Source organism: Chroococcidiopsis sp. (assembly GCF_051657925.1).
In the GTDB taxonomy this organism is placed as follows: Bacteria; Cyanobacteriota; Cyanobacteriia; order Cyanobacteriales; family Chroococcidiopsidaceae; genus Chroococcidiopsis.
The window spans coordinates 1-19,920 of the sequence record NZ_JBOFLP010000221.1; the positions used below are offsets into that span (position 1 = coordinate 1).

Annotated in this window: 17 protein-coding genes and 1 pseudogene; 4 read left to right on the forward strand and 14 right to left on the reverse strand. The window is 42.9% G+C overall.

The window, feature by feature from the left end; all coding sequences use genetic code 11:
• Positions 1-116 precede the first annotated feature (116 nt).
• Both ACRC32_RS17785 and ACRC32_RS17790 read right to left on the reverse strand, forming a co-directional pair.
• On the reverse strand, positions 117-563 hold the full coding sequence (locus ACRC32_RS17785) for a hypothetical protein (protein WP_438555219.1): 447 nt from the start codon (positions 561-563) through the stop codon (positions 117-119).
• Between the two features lie 323 nt (positions 564-886).
• A complete protein-coding gene (locus ACRC32_RS17790) occupies positions 887-1,075 on the reverse strand; it encodes a hypothetical protein (protein WP_438555220.1) in 189 nt (62 codons plus the stop codon).
• Positions 1,076-1,289: 214 nt separating this feature from the next.
• Here ACRC32_RS17790 and ACRC32_RS17795 point away from each other — a divergent pair.
• The 3 genes and pseudogenes from ACRC32_RS17795 to fahA all read left to right on the forward strand — a co-directional run.
• Positions 1,290-1,466, forward strand: a pseudogene (locus ACRC32_RS17795) (transposase family protein); the annotation flags it as partial.
• 228 nt (positions 1,467-1,694) lie between these two features.
• Positions 1,695-2,561, forward strand: a complete 867-nt coding sequence (locus ACRC32_RS17800) for a hypothetical protein (protein ID WP_438555221.1) — start codon at positions 1,695-1,697, stop codon at positions 2,559-2,561.
• A 100-nt stretch (positions 2,562-2,661) separates the two neighbouring features.
• Entirely contained in the window at positions 2,662-3,978 is a 1,317-nt protein-coding gene (fahA, locus tag ACRC32_RS17805) for a fumarylacetoacetase (RefSeq protein ID WP_438555242.1), read from the forward strand.
• A 93-nt stretch (positions 3,979-4,071) separates the two neighbouring features.
• Here fahA and ACRC32_RS17810 read toward each other — a convergent pair whose 3' ends face one another.
• Positions 4,072-4,557: an ankyrin repeat domain-containing protein gene (locus ACRC32_RS17810; RefSeq protein ID WP_438555222.1), complete on the reverse strand. Its 486-nt coding sequence runs from the start codon at positions 4,555-4,557 to the stop codon at positions 4,072-4,074.
• A gap of 1,070 nt (positions 4,558-5,627) precedes the next feature.
• Between ACRC32_RS17810 and ACRC32_RS17815 the strand changes: the two genes are divergently transcribed.
• Positions 5,628-6,506: an SDR family oxidoreductase gene (locus ACRC32_RS17815; RefSeq protein ID WP_438555223.1), complete on the forward strand. Its 879-nt coding sequence runs from the start codon at positions 5,628-5,630 to the stop codon at positions 6,504-6,506.
• 14 nt (positions 6,507-6,520) lie between these two features.
• Here ACRC32_RS17815 and ACRC32_RS17820 read toward each other — a convergent pair whose 3' ends face one another.
• From ACRC32_RS17820 to ACRC32_RS17870, 11 genes are all read right to left on the reverse strand, one after another.
• On the reverse strand, positions 6,521-7,657 hold the full coding sequence (locus tag ACRC32_RS17820; protein WP_438555224.1) for an endo-1,4-beta-xylanase: 1,137 nt from the start codon (positions 7,655-7,657) through the stop codon (positions 6,521-6,523).
• Positions 7,654-8,412, reverse strand: coding sequence for a WecB/TagA/CpsF family glycosyltransferase (locus tag ACRC32_RS17825; RefSeq protein WP_438555225.1), 759 nt, complete (start codon positions 8,410-8,412; stop codon positions 7,654-7,656). Before ACRC32_RS17825 ends, ACRC32_RS17820 begins: the two co-directional genes overlap by 4 nt.
• Positions 8,409-9,617, reverse strand: coding sequence for a glycosyltransferase family 4 protein (locus ACRC32_RS17830; RefSeq protein WP_438555226.1), 1,209 nt, complete (start codon positions 9,615-9,617; stop codon positions 8,409-8,411). The genes ACRC32_RS17825 and ACRC32_RS17830 overlap by 4 nt, the downstream gene beginning before the upstream one ends.
• Before the next feature lie 179 nt (positions 9,618-9,796).
• Positions 9,797-10,069 carry a Mo-dependent nitrogenase C-terminal domain-containing protein gene (locus ACRC32_RS17835; protein WP_438555227.1) on the reverse strand — a complete coding sequence of 91 codons (273 nt, stop codon included), beginning with the start codon at positions 10,067-10,069 and terminating at the stop codon, positions 9,797-9,799.
• 438 nt (positions 10,070-10,507) lie between these two features.
• A complete protein-coding gene (locus ACRC32_RS17840; RefSeq protein ID WP_438555228.1) occupies positions 10,508-11,680 on the reverse strand; it encodes a glycosyltransferase in 1,173 nt (390 codons plus the stop codon).
• A 14-nt stretch (positions 11,681-11,694) separates the two neighbouring features.
• Positions 11,695-12,966, reverse strand: a complete 1,272-nt coding sequence (locus ACRC32_RS17845; RefSeq protein WP_438555229.1) for an O-antigen ligase family protein — start codon at positions 12,964-12,966, stop codon at positions 11,695-11,697.
• A 212-nt stretch (positions 12,967-13,178) separates the two neighbouring features.
• Positions 13,179-14,132, reverse strand: coding sequence for a glycosyltransferase family 2 protein (locus tag ACRC32_RS17850; RefSeq protein ID WP_438555230.1), 954 nt, complete (start codon positions 14,130-14,132; stop codon positions 13,179-13,181).
• A 32-nt stretch (positions 14,133-14,164) separates the two neighbouring features.
• Positions 14,165-15,598, reverse strand: a complete 1,434-nt coding sequence (locus tag ACRC32_RS17855; protein ID WP_438555231.1) for a lipopolysaccharide biosynthesis protein — start codon at positions 15,596-15,598, stop codon at positions 14,165-14,167.
• Between the two features lie 12 nt (positions 15,599-15,610).
• Positions 15,611-16,672 carry a hypothetical protein gene (locus ACRC32_RS17860; RefSeq protein WP_438555232.1) on the reverse strand — a complete coding sequence of 354 codons (1,062 nt, stop codon included), beginning with the start codon at positions 16,670-16,672 and terminating at the stop codon, positions 15,611-15,613.
• Positions 16,656-17,465 (reverse strand): aspartate/glutamate racemase family protein, encoded by an 810-nt coding sequence (locus tag ACRC32_RS17865; RefSeq protein WP_438555233.1) that lies wholly within the window; start codon positions 17,463-17,465, stop codon positions 16,656-16,658. Before ACRC32_RS17865 ends, ACRC32_RS17860 begins: the two co-directional genes overlap by 17 nt.
• A 106-nt stretch (positions 17,466-17,571) precedes the next feature.
• Positions 17,572-19,890, reverse strand: coding sequence for a GumC family protein (locus tag ACRC32_RS17870; protein ID WP_438555234.1), 2,319 nt, complete (start codon positions 19,888-19,890; stop codon positions 17,572-17,574).
• Positions 19,891-19,920 lie beyond the last annotated feature (30 nt).

Genomic DNA, 19,920 nt, shown 5'->3' on the forward strand with positions numbered 1-19,920 from the left:
CTCACTTCTGCATCATGACTGCACCTATAATCAGCACCTGATTGTCTGCTCTGGCGTGACCCGTTCACTCACCGCAGCAAAACACAGAAGACTGCAATGCTTATCAGCTAAGCTTTTCAACTTATCTTAGTGCCATTCGTGTAATAATCCTTGTTCATTAGACCTCCTGCATGAATCAGGCAGCATGTGCCAGTTCGTAGTTCAGCAGCCCAGCAATTAAATTCAAGCGCAAGCCAAAACGCTTTCGGCGATTGCGATAACGTGAGCGCAAAAATGCGGAAAATCTTGAAGCGACGGATGACGTGTAAGGGCTCGAACCCGCAGTCGTGCCAAAGCACGGTTGTGTTGCTTTTCCGCCCCTGGCAAGGGTTGGTTACGGGGCTTCTTTGTGGGGAGACAAGCGCCTCGATGCTGTTTGCTAAACCCTGATATCCTTTATCTGCTAAACATAGCTGCGATGGCATGAAGGGCAGACGACTACGTTTGAGTAGCTTGAAATCATGCACTCTACCCTTATCTTGTGCCGTACAAATTATCTGTCCGGTTTCAAACTCTACTAGCATCTGTGCCTTGAGCGTATGGCAATGTTGCTTGCCACGCTCCGTATTGTTTTTGTTTTTTTTGGACGTTCGATTTCCATTTCACCCACATCCACCATCATGGCTTTCCATTCCCATCCAGGTTGATACAAGGCACGCTTACGAGGGTTTCCGAAATTTCCCGCATTTGACTCATAAATCTGCGACTTTTTTGACTATCCGCCCCACAGTAGTTTCGTGTAATCCCCAACTTGTCCCGATGTGACACTGGGTGCGATACTCTCGCGCCTTACTCCAACGTGATTAACAGTTGGTCTTCCACACTCAGTTTATTCTGCCCCCCACGCCTACCTTGACGCTCTTGCATCCGGTTGCAACACCTCTACCATGTCGTTAAAGGTTTGATGGCTCACCCCGCACAGGCGCTTGAACTCAGCGGCGGCAAGATGTTGTAAGTCGGTGTATGGCACGCACCTTCCTCCTGTTTTCCATTTCTGCCATGCTTCTACCCTATTATCTAACTGTTCTATTGCCAACTGTCACACTGCTTTACTATTCATGCAGGAGGTCTATTGCGGTGGCAGTTGTTTATCGAAATCGTGTGAATAATTTTGATGATCGACTGATGCTGATTGCGGCAGGGCTTTGGAACTTCTATTTGGATGCTGCCTAAATTAGGATAGCTGAGGGAGACATCTGTTGTTTTACAGGATGATTGTTATTTCCCAACAACTCTAATTAACCGAGCAGCAAAAGGCAGAAAATCGCGCCTTAAGTCAGTCACGAGTGGTGTGTGAAAACGCCTTTGCCGGAGTCAAACGCTACAGTGCAGTCAGTGCAATTTATCGCAATCACATGAAAGATTTTGATGACCATTTAATGCTTACTGCTGCCGGATTGTGGAACTTTTACTTGATGGCAGCATGAAATCCATACAGCAACCAAGATAAACAAAATCTCAACTTAACTCGAAATTATTTCCCAACAACTCTATAGTATGAAAGCGGTCTGTTTGCGATCGGGTTCAATCAGATGTATAACTTCGTGTATAACTTCTGCCAGCGGTAGCGGATAATTTAAAAGTAGATATTGCACAGCAGCGGACAGCAACAGAGGCGCGTTTTAAACCAGAGCGTCAGGAGGAAATGAGATCTAATGCTCGCATCACTAAAAGCACTTCTCACCTCAGTTGTAGACTATGCCGGACTGTTCCCCCCAGCAAAGCTTGACTTGCGACAAGCAATGGAGAATTACGTCCAAGACTCGGCATCACCCTACGCTTGGATGCTCAATCGCTTTGTCATCCCAATTTCCCGTTTGTCGGAGTTCGCGGAACTCTTATCGGCGTTTTCTTTAAAGCATTGGTCGCTCAGTGTAATTCTTTCGGGACTACAATCGGAAATCGAGCAGTTGCGATCGCTCAATCATAGTGACAATGTAGCGATCGCAGCTCTTGAATTTTCTCCTCTTTCACCTCCAGAAATAGAAAGAGTGTTGCCCGATCTTCCTACTGGAGTTGAAGCATTTTTTGAAATTCCCTTTAATAGGGACTTAGAGCCATATCTAAAGGTTCTGCGGCATACTGGTACAGCAGCTAAAATTCGCACTGGCGGCGCGACCATCGGTGCTTTTCCCAGCGTTACTCAATTGAGTCAATGCATGTATTTATTTGCCGAAGCGCAAATTCCCTTTAAGGCAACCGCAGGTTTGCACCACCCCTTACCAGCTAAATATCCCTTGACTAGCGAACCAGACAGTCCTGCCACATTAATGCATGGCTTCTTGAATGTGGCAACTTTAGCAGCACTCGCATACTGGCAAAAAGTCACGCCAACAGAAGCCTTAGAACTTCTCCAAGAATCCAGCAACACTTTCCAATTCAAACAAGATAGTATTTGCTGGCGCGATCGCTGTTTAGATATTTTAGAGATAGAAGCAGCTCGACAACATTTCTTCCGCTCATTCGGTTCCTGCTCCTTTCAAGAGCCAGTCAACGACCTCAAGCATGTTTTAAATTGGTAATTGGTAATTGGTAATTGTGTGGTGCGCGATTTAATTTTGAATTTTGAATGCGTGAATTTTGAATTGCTCCCTTGTCCCCCGTGTCTCCCTTGTCTCCCTCATGATCCGTCCCATCAATTCCACCCACAATCCAAATTTACGCAGTTGGGTTGACTCGGCAAATCAAAAGGACACTGATTTTCCGATCCAAAACCTGCCGTTTGGCGTGTTTCGACTTCGGAACAGCAATAATTCCCGAATTGGGGTGGCGATTGGCGATCGAATTTTAGATTTAACTGCGTGTTGCCAAGCTGGATTGCTGCAAGAACTTCCCCAGGAACTACAAGTAGCATGTACTGCACCTAAATTAAATCAATTGATGGCGATGGGAAGTAGAGCAGCCTCAGCATTGCGCGATCGCTTGAGTCAGCTATTACGAGCCGATGCCCAAAATCCCCCTTTAGAAAGCAAAATTCTTTGCTCGATGTCTGAAGCAGAACTTTTATTACCTGCGGATATTGGCGATTATACTGATTTCTATGCTTCGATCTTTCATGCCACTAATGTTGGTAAGTTGTTTCGTCCCGACAATCCACTCCTGCCTAACTACAAATACGTCCCGATCGCTTACCACGGTCGTGCTTCTTCCATCGTACCTAGCGGAACTGCGATCGCGCGTCCCAAGGGTCAGAGGAAAAACTCCGGGGAATCAGTGCCAAGTTTCGGATTTTCTCAACATTTGGACTACGAACTGGAAGTCGGGTTCTTCATTGGTAATGGAAATCAGCTAGGTCACCCCATCTCAATTGATGATGCGGAGGAACACATATTTGGACTTTGCTTGGTGAATGATTGGTCGGCAAGAGATATTCAAGCTTGGGAATATCAGCCCCTCGGTCCCTTCTTATCCAAAAGCTTCGCAACGACGATTTCTCCTTGGGTAGTAACCCTAGAAGCTCTAGCACCATTCCGTTGTGCATCTTTTCAACGTCCCCAGGAAGATCCGCTACCACTGCCTTATCTTTCCTCAGCGCATGATACTAAACTAGGTGGCATTGACCTTACGGTAGAAGCACTAGTCTGCTCAGAGCAAATGCGTGTTACAGGAATGCAGCCGTTTCGCTTAAGTCGCGCTTCTTTCAAGTCGATGTATTGGACTTTAGCTCAGATGCTCGCTCACCACTCAAGTAATGGTTGCAATCTCCGCTCTGGAGATTTGCTAGCGAGTGGCACAGTTTCTGGTGCTGAAGCAGGAACGCAAGGATGTTTACTCGAAATCACTCAGCGTGGCTCAAAGCCGATTCAACTACCAACAGGCGAGGTAAGTTCCTACCTAAATGACGGAGATGAAATTGAGCTGCGCGGATACTGCGAGCAGGAAGGCTATGCCAGAGTTGGTTTTGGAGAGTGCCGAGGTAGAATTCTCTCAACTAGCTGACATTCCACTGATACTACGTCTATTTGTTGGAATGGCGACGTATCTTTGAGAGTAGTTAACATTTGTCCATTTGAGAATTAATTAAGTTTTTATCTATGCGAGAATGGTAACAATCTCTCTACGCATACATTTCATCGCTAGCTCCAGAGGGGTATCCCCATACTTGCTTCTAGTATTTAATTGTGCGCCCGCATCTACGAGTAGCTTGACCCCTTCAATATTATTTTGCACAACTGCATCGTGGAGAGCAGAGTATCCGTTGTAAGGACCCTGAGCATTGAGATCGATCCCATATTCAATTAAAACTTTCATCACTGCTGAATACCCCAGATAAGAAGCGGCGTGAAGTGCAGTTCCTTTCATGCTAGAGTCAACGGCACGAATATTAGCACCAGAGTTAAGCAACAGCCTGACCATTTCAGAGTCGCCATTGGCAGCACTAATTATGAGCAGGCTATTTCCATAACTGTCCGTTTGGTTAGCGTCTGCTCCGCTAGCAATCAATTTTTTTGCTAATTCAAGGTTATTGTCGTTCACGGCAGCAACCAGACTGGTACTCGTAACTAAATTATTTTTCATCAGTTTGTCCTCATGTTTGCAGAATTTTTGCACTACCCATGTATGTAAGAGTGCAAATAAAATCTTAAAAAAATCTTAAGATAGGAAGCGTCAGGTTGCTAGGGTGAAACTTTGTGAGTGAGTTAGCATTTTTTTGATGGTATGCGGTATACAGTAAAGACAAAAAGTAGATAACTATAGGACTCATATCTAATTTTTGAAATCTACGTAGGATGCGTTAGCCTTTGGCGTAACGCATCACTCTCAGTTTTTGGTGCGTTACTACCCATACTGAGATTTTTTCGATAATCAAACCGGTTTCCTATAGAATGAAAGATTTAAAAGAACTGAAAACTCAATAAAAGTTCGACTGCAATATATGAAGGATTCCGCAGCGAACTTGAAATTTATTACCTTGATTACCTACCGACCGGAACAAACAAATTGCTGCACGAGCATTTAATTAGAGTCTATCTCGTCAGCAGTAAATGTTGCAAAACTTTTCAGGGAGATTCCAATGGAATGCGATCGCTTGCTTTCAGTCCGCAAGGCAATCTTTTCGGCTTTCAACGATTAATAAAGGAGGACACTCGACGTAAACCATCTAAGACCGCTCTGATGGAGGATTGCGCCTCCCCTCGACGGTAACAAAGTGGAGGAAGCGACAAAAACTCCACACCATCGATGTCCTTAATTTGCACTGTTCGCACATTTGACATCGCTCTCCTTCAATGCGCGCTCCTGAGCCACAGCGGTATAACGCTCATACAGTGCTGTTTCTTTTTAGAAGTTTAGAGTTTACAAAAAGCGATCGCAAGGCTAAATCTTTCGGAGTAAGTTCGCATTCTTTTGCTTCCTTCTCTGCGTGCGATCGTATTTAAATGATAGGAAAAATAACCTTGGTGCAATACAAAATTGCACTATGAGTAAGATCAACTTACTAAATAGATAAATACAATACAATTACTGAATTTTCATTAGAATAGTAATGCAACCTTTAGTATTTTTACTATAAACATTCCACAGTTTAATGCTGTGAAGACAACACACTATCATTTGCAGTTTCTCCAAACAGCTGAGAGAATGCGGGAATGAGTAATAACATCTTGGTAACGGGCGCTACAGGCAATGTTGGTTCTGAAGTTGTGCGCTTGCTGAACGAACGGAGATCTTCAGTCAAAGCTGCTGTACGAAGTCATTCTGCTTCGCGCATTCGTTTGCCTTCTGGTGTAGAATCAGTTGAATTCGATTTTGAGCAACCCCAGAGTTTTGAGCCAGCTTTTCGGGGGATTAATACGTTGTTCTTGGTCAGACCACCTGCGATTTCGCAGGTGAAGAAATATATCTATCCCGCGCTGACAATAGCCCAAGCAGCAGGTGTCGATCGCATTGTCTTTCTATCTCTACTAGGAGTAGAACGCATGGCGATCGTTCCCCACGCTAAGATCGAAGCATACATTAAATTTCTTGGTCTGACGTACACCTTTCTGCGGGCAAGTTTCTTCATGCAGAACTTGAGTACAACGCATAGTCAGGATATTAGAGATAACAACGAAATTTTTGTCCCAGCAGGTAAAGGTAAGACAAGTTTTATTGACGTGCGGGACATTGCCGCTATCGCCGTAAAAGTGCTGACTGAACCAGGACATGAGGATCGAGCATATGCCCTAACCGGAAGTGAGGCGCTGGACTACTACGAAGTCGCCGAGATATTTACAAATATTCTAGGAAGACAAATCGTTTACACTCATCCTTCTATCTTAAATTTTGCCCTGAAAATGTATGTTCGAGGGTTACAGCCTGGGTTGATTGTGGTAATGCTTGGGATTTACACTACAGCACGTTTGGGATTGGCAGCAAAAGTTACCGAAGATGTCAGACATTTGTTGCAGCGATCGCCTATTAGTATGGAAGAGTTTGTGCGGGATTATCGAGCAAGTTGGATTCGATCGAGCCAGCACCAACTGTAGCTGAGGAGACCGTGCTATACACGTTTAGCTTGCTTAAAAGCACGGGCGATCGCCTTCCACGCCTCTTTACGTCTCATGTCTGCGTCAAGTGGTAGAGGACGTAGAGATCGTCCATCTGGGCGCGATTGCGTCTGGGAAAGCCAGGTGTAGCGATCGCTTAATCCCCAAGTGATGACGGCAATTACTGCTGGTTCATTTAATACCACTGACAGATAATCTTGATAAATTCCGGCAACTAGGCGATCGCGGAGATTAATATCTGACGGCAGGTGTTTGTCTGCCACATCCAATTCGGAGATCGTAATTTTCAGACCGAGATCTGCAACATCCTTTAGAAAAGCCCTTAATTTCGTAGGGTTAAAGCGAGTCTCTCCCCCCCATAAGTGAGCTTGAATACCAAGAGCCTGCACGGGAGTCCCCTGAGATCTCAAACGCTCTAGTAACTTTAAAACAGCAGTCCTCTTTGCTTCATCTTTAGGTGTGTCATACTCCATACCATAATCGTTGTAAACTAGCAATGCCTGCGGGTCTGCTGCGAATGCGGCGCGGAATGCTATGTCGAGATAATCGGAACCCAAAAACTTCAACCACGGCGTGTTGCGCAAACCATCAGACCGTCCATCTTGGGGAAAAACTGCCTCGTTGACTACATCCCAGGAATGCATCCGTCCGGCATAATGTCCAGCAACTTTTGTGATATGTTCTAGCATTATCTGCCTGGCATTTCGATGGTTGACCGTCGATTTAAACCACGACGGTAATCGGGCGTGCCATAATAAGGTATGTCCGCGAAAAAGTAGATTGTGAGTGCTGGCAAACTGAGCTAGGCGATCGCTGCGCGTAAAGTCGAAGCGATTTGGACTAGGGCGAAGACTTTTCCACTTCAACTCATCTTCTGGCACAAGCATGGCACACTCTCGAACAAAGCTGCTGGCAAATTGCGGATTGGATAACAGCATGTGTTCTTGCGTAGCAGCTCCATAGATTAATCCCTTCGCCGCCGCCCATTCGCGTAAAGAAGCATTCTCGATCGCAGCATCTGTATCCGCCAATAACATCTGCCGATCGTACCCAGGCTGAGATTTACTAGCGCTAGCACCTATAGCCGCTAAAGTACCCAAACCTAACAAAAACCTACGTCTCCCAGTCATCGTTCTTTTGCTAATAACTCAGTTGCAAATAGCTTCAAGATAAACCAAGGCTCAATTGAGTAGCGCCGCCAGAGTCGCTGCGGTTCGGCTAGTAAACGAAACAGCCACTCTAAACCGAATTTTCCCGCCCATCTGGGGGGAGTTGGTACGGCTCCAGCTACGTAGTCTATAGCAGCTCCAGCAGTCAAAATCGCATTGGCAGAAAGTCGATCGAGGTTATCCAGTATCCAGTGTTCTTGTCGGGGCATACCCATGCCCAACATCAGTACGTGCGGTTGGTAAGCGGCGATCGCATCCAAAACGGCTTGGTTTTCTGAACTGCTCGGATGCACGTCAAAATAACCGTGAGCTGTAGCTAATTGCAAGCCAGGAAATCGCTGACGTAGTATACTAGCACCCCGCTCGGCGACTCCTGGTTTACCTCCCAAATAAAATATGCGCCAACTTTGCTGTGCGGCTACCGCCATCAAATGGTCTATCCAGTCTACATACGTAACTCGATGCTCCCGTCCCAGAGGCAAGCCCAGCAACCGCCCCAGCAAAATTAAAGACATACCATCAACATGTACGTAGTCAGCGCGGTCGTAGAAAGCACGCATCTTTGAGTCTTTGTGGTAGATGCAAAGACTATGGAGGTTGTGATTGGCAATAATCCATCGTTCGTCACGCTTAACAGCCTCGGCAATGAGGCGATTGAGATCCGAGATTGTCAGTGCATTCACCCAAACTCCAAGCAGGTAATAGGACGACTTCATTGTTCCCTGTCCCTAAAGATTTGCTCAACTGTTTCAATTAATGTCCGAACGCGGGCAGTCCAACTGTGGTTCATGAGGATCTCTTGACGAGCTAGTTCCCCCATTTTTGGTAACGCCTCTCGCGACTCATAAGCTCTGAGCAATGCCGATTTGAGCGCCTGTTTATCTCCTGAGGAAAACAAAAACCCGGTTTCCCCATCTCGCAGCGCGAACTTAGCATCCTCAAAAGCAGAAGCTAAAACTGGTTTACCCATCGCCATGTACTCATAGATTTTGAGCGGCGAATGATACATTGTACCGATTTGCAATTTGACATGACCGGAATATCCTAAGTCAAATCCGGCAATATAATCAGGGATTTCGTTCCAGGAAACTTGTCCGACAAACTCGACCCGATTCGATAAGCTTAAACTACGAGCTTTAGATTCCCACTCTTGTCGCATCTGACCATCTCCCACAACGACCAGAGATAGATCGAAGCCATCCGCTTGCAAGTCGTAAAGGACTTCCAGCAAATCGTCTAATCCCTGCCAAGGGTAAAGATTACCGACAAATCCAATTGTGAAGTTATCAAATATGCGTTTGGGATGGCAACCCTCGGAGTCAAAAACACTAGAATCTACGCCGTTGGGTAAGACGATGACCTTCTCTGGTGAGATCTCTGCTTCCCGAACGATAATCTCTTTGAGTGCTTGGGTAACGCAGACCAGCAGATCGCACTCTCGATAAGCTTGAATTTCTAACTGACGTTCGAGATCGCTTAAAACAACATTTTTCCGTTCTGCCTTTGACTCATAGAATAAAGGGGAATTAGTTTCTAAGATCCAGGGAATGCCGTGTTGCTTGAAAATCCAACCTAGAGACTGCAACGCAGCGCGACGCTCGTAAACCAAATCCACCTTTTGAGCTAATTCTTGCCAAGCTCGTTTTGCATTGAGAGGGCTCATGTACAGGCGGATTAAATCCGATCCAAGAGTGCGAAGAAATCCTCCTGTCACGGCACGTTCCGAGCCTTTTGTCACCCAACTACGCGGGACGCGATCGCCCACAATAAAAGGGTGAACTTGCCACTGGAGAGCCGCAAAAGCTCTCATCACTCCCAACATATGCGATCGCGGTCCGCCTGCCTCAGCATTAGGATGAGTAGAGGCTCGTGGGGCAGCAGATAAGTAGCCAAGCCTGCGTCTCACACTTTTGTGTTTCATATTTATAGTTCTACAACACTGTCATTAACCCTTAACTTCCTCAAAGATTTCAATGACTATTTAACTAATTTCTTCGCAGCATTAAGTAATAGCAATATTGAGGCTAGATAAACTATGACAGACATCTGAATTACGGTTTCAAACAAGATGTACGAGTTCATAAATTTATCTCCTAATATTTAGCAATATATTGCTATATCCTCGCCGCATTCTTCTGCCAGATAGCACAGGGCTTTAAAGCGAAGATTCACGACTTGCTCGTAAAAAGGATTTAACTTGCATAGGGGCGGAATATGAACTAGGATGCGATTAAAGAACTTGATTTCTCGTTCAAACGGACAACTGGCTGGAATTGCCTTACACAATAAATGGGCTTTCTTAGAGTCACGAACCTCAATTCCATCCAACCATGAACAAACGAGTTCTTTTAGATTGACAAGTTTCATCATCATTATCACTCCTTGTTATCTATAACAACCCCGCTCGAAGCATAAAATTTGATGTAATGACTATCGATATAATTTGTTAGTCGTAACTACGAACTCCAAATGATAAACGACCGTCATCTCGCATGTTTTACAATTCAAATCAGAGGGCTATAGATAGTTAATACTGTTGTTCGATAACTTAAGCTTTATGGAAAGGTGGGCGATGCCCACCTTACTATTTGGTAGGAAGAGTGTTACATTCAGCTCGACGTTTTTCGGTGAAAATAAACTTGCAAATCTGATAATAAATTCCAGAAGCTTTTATCTTCAACCTTAATGTCTAATTTACAATAACAAAAGTGTCAAACTAGGAACAAAAAGATCGCAAATTCGGAAAAAATTAGCATTGAGAGATTGAGATGTGAACCACTCGTGAAGGCTGTCATTAGATGAGTGGTAATTTCACAATTGATGCACGAACGGTTGTATGCTTACCTTTTGTCGCAAAGTAGTACAGTATATATCCTCTAAAACACGAGATTGACTGCGAAGATTGAATCGGGTGCGGACTCGTTCTTGACCGTTTTGGCTAAATTGCTGCCATAAGGTTAGATCGTTGAGTAAGAGCAAAATATACTCAGCTAATGTCTTCCAGTCTTGTTCTCTAGCCAGGAAGCCTGTCTGACCGTGCAATATAGCATCAGGGATACCAGAATGAATCGAACTGACAACTGGTAAACCCATCGCTTGAGCTTCAATGAGGACAATAGGAAGCCCCTCGGAATCCCCTGTGGCAGCGGTTACGCTTGGTGCAGCCAGCAACAGCGCCCGATTCATCCAATTTTTTACGACTTGTGGCGGTTGCGTACCGAGAAACCGATAGCGACGTAGTTGTATTGCTGCCATGTTTTCTAAGTCGACCCTTAACGGTCCATCACCAATAATGACCAGCTCCACATCTGGCATCACTGCTTGTACTTGGTTCATGGCTTGAATCAGATATTTACATCCTTTCTTCTCAGCTAGTCGTCCTACAAACAGCACGATTGGATGACGTTGCACGAATGGATCGGGTTGAAAAGTTTCTGTATCGACACCAATATGATGCACGACAACCTTATCTGGCGGAAAACCCTGCTCTAGTAGCTTTTGCTTAATATAATCCGATACCGCAATAAATAGCCGCGCCTCCTGCTTCAGCACTTCTCGACGACGTAAATAAACACGGTGACTCCAGAAGGAAGTTTTTGCATACTTGTCCTGCATGGTAGCGTCATAACCGTGGAATGTAACTACAAGCGGGACTTGTAAACGTTGCGCTAGTGGCAAAGCGATCGCCCCATCTGGTGCAAAATGAGCGTGAATGAGTGCGGGATGAAGCCCCTGTAAATATCGAACGAGATCGGTAGATGCTATTCCCCACAACTTATAAGACAGCTCATTTGTCAAGCCTAGCAGTCCACCTTGGTTGAGGGCGATCCGGCGCTCTTGAGGAAGTTGCAAACCTTGCACGAGACGAGAGCCTACGTAATAAGGAATGAAATCCCGCAAGGCTTCTGCTTGTTTTTGCACGAAGGTTTCTGAAGCTGGCAGGAGATTATTTCTATAAATCAAGACAACAGGTTTGTGAGGCATATGAGATTGTTTTTCTATGCTGAAAATTGCCTATTTGCAAGCGGTTTAGCTAGCTGAGGCTGAATCGTCATTGAGAAAACCGTTGAAACATAAAAAATCCAAAAAATATTGTTTTGCTGCAAGATAATGCTGTCGGTCATGTTATACGGCAACAAGAATGTCAAAAATGCTAATGGAAACATTCCTGTGGCAGTTTGGTTAGTACGCGCCCAGATCAGCGATCGCCCAAAGTAGATCGAGAATCCCAATACAAATACTGCAATACCTAGCAAGCCTAAATCGAGTCCTAATTGTAAATAACCATTGTGAGCGTATGTAGGTTCCCAAATCAGTACGTTCCATACCCTCCCAGATTCGCCCTGCCAGCCTAGCCAGAAGGCACTGTATCCATAACCCAACCAGGGATATTTTTGGATTGCTTGCAGCAAAACCGACCACAACTCTGTGCGTCCGGTAAAAGTTAAATCCCGTCCGGTAGCAGCAAGAATTGCTTCCACTTGACTCAAAAGCCACAAAACTATAGCTGCACCAAGCGTCACTGCCATGACAACAAAATGCATAAATAAAGGATTCCGCCAACGCCACAGGCTGTAGAGTGGCAATAGAGCTAGAACAATCAGGGAAGACAACAGGGGTGTTGCTGACGTTGACAGCAGCATTAAGGCGATCGAAAGTGCAAAGCCAGTCCATGCAATCCATCGATATCTGTAGCCATAAAGAGCAAACAGTGAGAATAACATCACGCTTAAACCCATTGCGCGACCCAAGGCATTTTTATGCACGAAGATTCCCCGCCAAGCGCCGATATGTCCCCCTTCCTGGTGAACTCCGTAGGTTGGCAGGGCGATCGCAAACAGAAAACTTAGCACCAATGCTATCCCCAGAGTCCACGCTAGCAACTGCAATTGCTGTTTTAAGCTGTAGCGCGTCGCTAAGTACACCCCAAATAAAGTTGTCATGACGAGTGCTACACTACGGCGGAGAGTAACTGCTGGTGCAACAGACCAAAGCACAGAGACGAGAGCGATCGCAACTAGCAGGATTAACAGCTTTTCCTTGAGTACGAGTTGCACGACACTCTTCCACCGCAGCAGAATGAGGAAAAAGGTAACTGCATAGACCCCAAATAAAAAAACTTGCATGACCGGGTCGCCTTCAGTCGCATCAAGTACAAATCCTTCTTGACGGCGAAAAAGCGAAATAAAAGCGTCTGAGAAAAGTAGCAGTGCTAAAATCACAAATCCCTTTTCAAATAAGTTTTTCTGGATGGCAATCTGTAATCTCACTTGCTCATTAGTCCATTTTGATTGAGGTTGAGTTTTTTCATTTTTGTAGTTAAAAACACATTAAAAAAGGGGAGAACTAATACCCCCTTTTTAAGGAGATTGGGGAATCGACTGCGTATTTCCTGTAACAAAAAGGAGAAAACTAATGCCCCGTTTTTAAGGGCGTTGGAGAATCGACTGCATAACTCTTGCAACAATGAATACATGAATTATTATCGCCCCCACATTTTTAACGTATAATAAAATGCTCTTAAACTAATTTCCAGCCTTTCTAGGATTGAAATAGAAGCCAGATATTTTTTTACAAGTTCTTTAGCCGATGCTTCCACTCCGCCAGTTCGCCAGTAAATGCTGAGTCCTTTGGCAAAAGATTTATTAGTAAATTTCGACAATTCTGGAAACCTAACTCTCATCCAGTTAGCCATAATTAAAATCGATCTTGCCATATATTGTTGTCGATCGCCCCTTGCAGTGTAAGCGTTATTATCGTGTACTCTTTGAATAGTTAGCTCTTGATCTAAGAAAAAACCTGGACTTAAGGCGATCGCCGAAAATTTCAAGCAGCGATCGGCTGAGGTTTTATGAGCTTTATACTGAGGCAAGGGAAAAATTTGCTTTAGCAGAGAACGTGTGAAGCACAAGCCAGAGGTCGGAGGTATAATAAAATTTACTTTTCCCTGTTCGAGCATTGACGCTCTAAAATCGCATTTTTGCGATCGCTCCTGCTTTGTTTGCTCTGTCACAGTTATATATGCATTGTCACGGTGTACTCGTTTTAGCAACTCACCCGTCTTCATATCCATTACCTTGAGACTATGAAAACACCAACCGATGTCTGGGTTATCTTTAAATACACTGACAACTTCTGACACTTTTTCTACTAGAGCAATATCGTCGGCATCAAGGAAACAAATAATATCGCCTTTAGCTATAGTAAATCCGGCGTTAAACGCTGATGATTGCCCCTCATTTTCTTTCAAAACTGGAATGATTCGATCTCGATAACGAGCAATGACTTCGCGAGAATTATCGATAGAACCATCATCAACTACAATAACTTCCAAATCGGGATAAGTTTGATTTAAAGCACTTTCAATCGCTTCACCAATGTAACAGTCATAGTTGCAATTATTAATAATTATACTAACTAAAGGTCGATCGCTCATATCTCATTACCTTCTTTGTCATATCGGATTAGTTAACGTATGAAGCTCATAATGTGCCAAAAAAACTTTGGAGCAAGTATGAAAATTGTTAGAGCATAAATAACAGCACCGATTAGCGTATAGAGAGCTAATGAAGCTGGCAAAGCGAGCAAACCATGCAAAAAATATTTGGCTGCCAAAATAGCACTTCCCATAACCGAGGTTGCCGCGATCGCGATCGCGTATTGACGTAGATAGGCGATTGGTTGTAGGGGAATTAATTTACGAACTACATATATAGAAATTGGAAAAGTCAAATAACTACCAATGACATAAGCTAATGCAACAGCGACAACTCCCCAACGAGTGGCCAATATAAAACCTAGAATATTAACTACAGCAGTTAGACAGTTTACCCCCAATTTCCAAGCTGGTTTACCTTTAGCCATCATCACAGTAGAATTGAAGTTAAACATTGAGTGGAGAATACCGACGAATGCTAAAACTTGCATAATTGGAATACTTAATTGCCACTGACTGCCAAATAAGATCTGTACGACTTCAGGCGCTAATACAGCCATACCAATAAAAGTTGGAAAAGCGACGAGACTTGTTAGTTGCGTAACAGTGTAAAACGCACATTGCAATCGTTCGGGTTCTGCTTGTAGCTTAGAAAAAGTAGGTAACGCAACTTGGTTAGTTACGGTAATTAGCAATTGCGTCATGACTAATAGCACTCGATAGGCAATGGTGTAATACCCTAGTGCTACAGGACCGAGAAAATATCCGATTAAAAAATCATCAGCGCGGCGATTAAAAAAATTGACTGCGTTCAACCCGATCGCATTAATACCAAAAGCGAACAATTCCTTGAAGTGTTTTAAAGAAATACAAAACTTTGGTCGCCAGTCACTAGCACTCCATAAAACTACAGCTCCCACCAAAGCACCAGTTAACTTTTGACCGACGAGGCTCCAGACACCGAAGCCATTAACCGCCATAGTAATGCCAATCGTACCAGCGCCTAGAGTTGCCAAGAGCGATCGCACTGCAACAAACTTAAAAGCCAATTGACGATGAAAGATTGCTTGCTGTACGCAACTGAAGGAATTCAACAAAAAACTCAGCGACAGCCATTGTAGAATCGGTGCTAGTTGTTGGCGGTTAAATAAATTAGCAACTGGTTTGGCAAAAGTGATGCCGAATGTAGTTAACAATATACCAACTGACAGGTTTGCCCAAAAAGCAGAATCTAGATGTTCTGGCTCTAATTGATGGCGTTGGACGATCGCCTGAGATAATCCTTGATCGAGAACGATTTCCATCAAAGCGATAAAAACGCTAGCTAGAGCGACTAAACCAAATTCTTCTGGTTTGAGTAAGCGAGCTAGTAGAGAAAATACAACAAAGGAAATTGTCTGGCTACCCCAGTGCTGAATTACAGACCAAACTACACCTTTGACTGCTTTTTGTCGGATGTCCATCATAGGATACCCTAGTTACAATTTTGATGAATTTAATAGTGCCGTTTTAAAGGCTTGAGCGAACTTTTGCAGAGCAACTTGGCGATCGCTGGGAGATAGAAAACATTTCTGCTTATCAAGAGGGAGATCGAGAGGATTGTAAATCATAGTGGCAGAAGGAGTATTATTAGCATCAACAATGTACAATCGCCGATCGCTTCTATCTCTGAGTATGTCTAATTCGCCATAATCCAGTCCTATTTTTTGGCAAAAACATAAGATTTGGCTAATTTCTGCTTCAGAAAAAATGTCTTGAACCTCGGCTAATCGTGCTGAAATCAGGTGAGCAAAGGATCTACCAAAGCGGTATTCTACTGGGAAGTATTTTAAATAAACAAAGGGAATTATATACTTAAAGACTGGAACTCTTAGTAGTAGTACTTTGCCCTTTTCTACTTCATTATCAATGAGTTTGTTGTAAACAATACCTGGTTCTACTGTGTCAATCGGACAAGAAATTATTTTGCCATCATGCTGACCGTTTAGATTGGATTTCATCACGCATTTACCAGTGTATGTCAGCGGATCTATAGTGGCGCTGTAACCAAAAACACTATGAAATACTTGGTCTACGTAGGATTTGCTAATATTTTCGCAGTTTATATTGACAATACTAGGATTTGAATTTTGGACTGATAATCGAAATAGTACGTAATCTTTTGGGGAAAAAGTTGCATCTTTCCACTTAATGCAGAGATCGAAAGGTGCTTCGGGGTTATTAGTGACGTTATAACCTAAAAAGAGGCAAATATAATAAATTGCACCAGAAGTAGGAAACTCTGGGTAGAATAAGATAGTTTTTCTATTATTAATTAACTTTTTAGTTGTTGCTACTTGATTGTGGAAAAGATTCGATAGTTGCCGATCTAGTACGGTAGAAAGATTGTATTTGTATGTCCTATATAAATGCAGTAGAGGAAAAGGTATATATGCTCGTAGTATTTTGGCGATCGCCGGCAGCGATTTGAACTCAAACAAGCGCAACAGAGCAAAAGCTGCCTTCACATACTTACCCTGTACTTTACGTATTTGTGGCATATCGACCGTCCGATAAAAACTGATTTTGGTTAACGTTCATTGAAGGAATCAATAGGCGAGCGCATTCTCGATCGACAGTTATAAAACTCCTATTGTTTGGTTGTGGATCGATGAATCTTCTTAAATCTGTTGCCATAATTAAGAGCGGATCTACGACACGATAATATCGGGCATCATGTTGGATAAGGTACTTCGTGAGCAAGTGAAATTCGGTGCATCCAGCAATAAAAGAATTCACTTCATATTTTTTTAGTAATGTGTTGAGGAAAACGAGAGTAGATTTCTGAATACCTTCCTTTTTTATTTGATAAATCAAATGGTGAATCTGTTCATACTCTGCTTGCGGAATGATTATGTATGGCTTAACCCATTTCCACAATTTGTGTTGTTGAAAAATACCTGCATTCAGCGTTCCTTTCGTACATAGTAAAAGTTGACGTTCTTGCCTATTTAAGACTTCTTCTAGAATTAACTCGACTAAAGACACGATCTTGTCTCTCAAAATTGATGGAACCTTGGGAAGAAAATAATGTATAGTTATACAAGGGATGACAATCTTATCAACACCTAATAAGTAAAGTGTTTCTAGAACTGCAATTAGATCGTTGAGTAATAATTCATCTAAGCCACTAGCGATCGCTTCCGTGCGATCGGGAATTGTCGGGTCGGAGTAAAGGAAACATGCAGGCATGTCTTGTTCTCTATCGGCAAGATTAAACTCATATATTGTTTTTAAAAACTCCGCAGACGCAAGGGGACCCATTCCTCCCAATATTCCTAAAACTTTTTTCATACGTTCCTCAACTTTTTTCTAGGGCTTCAACAAGCTTGATTATTTTTACTAACTGGAAATAATTTGGGCAATCGAGTACTTACGTCTTACAGAAAGTGGTAAATTCTCAAGCAGAATTATGAGTATAACTATTGCATTTTAAATTAGCTTTTTTAGAAGCTATATTAATGTTTTTTAAATTGATTTTCCCGGCAGAGAATAAGGAAGCATTAAATTTTTCTCCTTGGCTCCAACTATTAATGACTAAACCCAGAGATTTTTGACTAGAACGCTCTAATAACTCCTTAGCTGCCTCAGCACTGACATAGTTAAGTAATCCAGGTCGTGCTATAAACAAAACAGCATCACTCATGTGACTCAAAGTTAGAGCATCAGCTGCATGGCTAAAAGCAGGTGCATCGATAATTACAAAATCGTAACGCGCAGAAAAATAATCAATTAGCAAAGACATCCGTTGGGAGTCTAGCAGAGCTATTGGTTTAGGAGGTATGACTCCAGCGGTCAAAATATCCAAATTAGCCACATCAGACTTTTCTATAACCTCAAATCCAGCCTGACTGGTTAGAATATTGCTTAAGCCAGATGTATTAGTCAATCTCCAAATTTGGTGCTGTATTGGATGGTGCATATTGGCATCTACTAGCAAGACTTTACGCCCTATTTCTGCCATAGTTGCGGCTAAATTAGCTGAAACTGTAGACTTACCTTCTTTAGGAATAGAGCTTGTGACTACAATTGTTTTAAAAGCTTTATTTGAAGTCCTCAAACTGTTGACAAAATTTCCGAGACTGAGAGATGGCTTGATTTTTCCTCTTGCCTGAGTAGTTTGAAATGAGGTGCTGTCTGAGGAATGCAACAGGTGGAAAAATTTTAGATTAGCTTGAAGGATATTGAATGCTTCGCTAATAGGCGAATCAGGCATATCTCTCACAAAGACTGGCGGAATATTTTGTTGTCCGTTCTGGCGATGGATGTTAACTATTTTCCCAAAATAAGGAATATTACCTATCACTGCATATCCAAAAAAAACTTTAACTTCTCGAAGAGATTTAATAGATTTATCAGTGATTTCTAAAATGAGAACAGCACTCGTAGAAAGAAAAATTCCTAGCAAAATTCCTAAAATAATAATTAAAGCTGGTTTCCGAATTGATGCTTTTCTAGGAACCAGAGCGTTTTCGATTATAGTGGCATTACCTGTGTTTTGGTTTTCTGCCAACCGCACTTCTTGAAATTTCTGCAATAAGGTTTGGTAAGTAGACTGAGCCGCTGCTAGTCTTCGCTGTAGCTCTCGCTGTTCCTGTTCTAATTTGGGTAGAGTATTGAGTCGTTTTTTAAAGCTAGATTGAGCTTTAGACAATGAAGCCAAACGACTATTTAGAGCTAAGCGCGTTCCCTCCATAGCAGCAAAATCTTCAATCAGTTTTTGTTGACTTTTTCCAATTTGTAAATTTCGATTAGATACTTGTGTATGAGTGCCAAGCGCCTGTTGAATGCGATCGTGCAATAAAGCTGTGAGGCTATCTCTTTTGCGCTTTAAATCAATAATCGTAGGATTATCGTCTAAGAAGCGATTTTGTTGGACTACTATTTGGCTTTCTACTTGTTGAAATTCTTCTAGAACTTTTTGCACCCCTAACGACTGATTGAGAGAGTTTATAGCTAAGGCATCCTTTGAAGTCATACCTACTTTCTGTTGAAGATTTGCCGACCGAGTAGTAGCATCAGCAAGGTCAGCTTCAGTTTGTTTGATTTTGTTTTCTAGCTCCTCAATAATCTTGACTGCCGATTTAGCTTCCTCATCCAAAGCTACAATTTGATTTTTTTCCTTAAATTGGCGCAAAGCCGCTTCTACTTGACTAACACTAGCTTCAGCTATGGGCAATTGCTTGGCAATAAATTTGTTCGCCGTAACAGCTTCAGTACGATTAGCAAGTAAATTCCTGGTGATATATAGGTTCATGAGTTTATTGACTACTACCGCAGCTTGTGTAGAGTCATTACTTTTATAAGAAATTAGTAATACATCTGTTGCTCCAATATTTTTGACATCGAGCTGTTGTTTGATAATTGTTTGTGGATCTAGAGGAGTGCCGTTTTGGTCTTTTAAATTAAGTGCGTTAATCGTCTGTTGTACGAGAGGAATAGAACGAATAATCTCTATTTCTGTATTGAGAGGACTACTCTTTGCTGCTAGAGGAGGATCTAATTCTTCTAGTTGTTGACCTACCCCTGTTAGGGAGGGAGTACGGCTGATTTTTAATAACAGCTTTCCTTGAGCTTCGTATTCAGGTTGTTGCAAACACGCTACTAAGGTCGCAAGGACAGAAACTAATCCAAAGGTAGCTACAGCAGGTAGCCAATTGCGTTTTAGGCTCTCCCAATACTTTTGCAAATCTAAATTGAGATGTTCTTGAGATTCCATAAAAAATCTTTAATACACGAACGATCGATA

What these genes read in the sequence shown, in the direction of transcription:
- ACRC32_RS17855 (WP_438555231.1), bottom strand. Translation starts at nt 15,598, where the DNA reads ATGATGGACATCCGACAAAAAGCAGTCAAAGGTGTAGTTTGGTCTGTA.
- ACRC32_RS17810 (WP_438555222.1), bottom strand. Translation starts at nt 4,557, where the DNA reads ATGAAAAATAATTTAGTTACGAGTACCAGTCTGGTTGCTGCCGTGAAC.
- ACRC32_RS17825 (WP_438555225.1), bottom strand. Translation starts at nt 8,412, where the DNA reads ATGAAGTCGTCCTATTACCTGCTTGGAGTTTGGGTGAATGCACTGACA.
- fahA (WP_438555242.1), top strand. Translation starts at nt 2,662, where the DNA reads ATGATCCGTCCCATCAATTCCACCCACAATCCAAATTTACGCAGTTGG.
- ACRC32_RS17815 (WP_438555223.1), top strand. Translation starts at nt 5,628, where the DNA reads ATGAGTAATAACATCTTGGTAACGGGCGCTACAGGCAATGTTGGTTCT.
- ACRC32_RS17785 (WP_438555219.1), bottom strand. Translation starts at nt 563, where the DNA reads ATGCTAGTAGAGTTTGAAACCGGACAGATAATTTGTACGGCACAAGAT.
- ACRC32_RS17830 (WP_438555226.1), bottom strand. Translation starts at nt 9,617, where the DNA reads ATGAAACACAAAAGTGTGAGACGCAGGCTTGGCTACTTATCTGCTGCC.
- ACRC32_RS17870 (WP_438555234.1), bottom strand. Translation starts at nt 19,890, where the DNA reads ATGGAATCTCAAGAACATCTCAATTTAGATTTGCAAAAGTATTGGGAG.
- ACRC32_RS17865 (WP_438555233.1), bottom strand. Translation starts at nt 17,465, where the DNA reads ATGAAAAAAGTTTTAGGAATATTGGGAGGAATGGGTCCCCTTGCGTCT.
- ACRC32_RS17800 (WP_438555221.1), top strand. Translation starts at nt 1,695, where the DNA reads ATGCTCGCATCACTAAAAGCACTTCTCACCTCAGTTGTAGACTATGCC.
- ACRC32_RS17835 (WP_438555227.1), bottom strand. Translation starts at nt 10,069, where the DNA reads ATGATGATGAAACTTGTCAATCTAAAAGAACTCGTTTGTTCATGGTTG.
- ACRC32_RS17850 (WP_438555230.1), bottom strand. Translation starts at nt 14,132, where the DNA reads ATGAGCGATCGACCTTTAGTTAGTATAATTATTAATAATTGCAACTAT.
- ACRC32_RS17840 (WP_438555228.1), bottom strand. Translation starts at nt 11,680, where the DNA reads ATGCCTCACAAACCTGTTGTCTTGATTTATAGAAATAATCTCCTGCCA.
- ACRC32_RS17860 (WP_438555232.1), bottom strand. Translation starts at nt 16,672, where the DNA reads ATGCCACAAATACGTAAAGTACAGGGTAAGTATGTGAAGGCAGCTTTT.
- ACRC32_RS17820 (WP_438555224.1), bottom strand. Translation starts at nt 7,657, where the DNA reads ATGACTGGGAGACGTAGGTTTTTGTTAGGTTTGGGTACTTTAGCGGCT.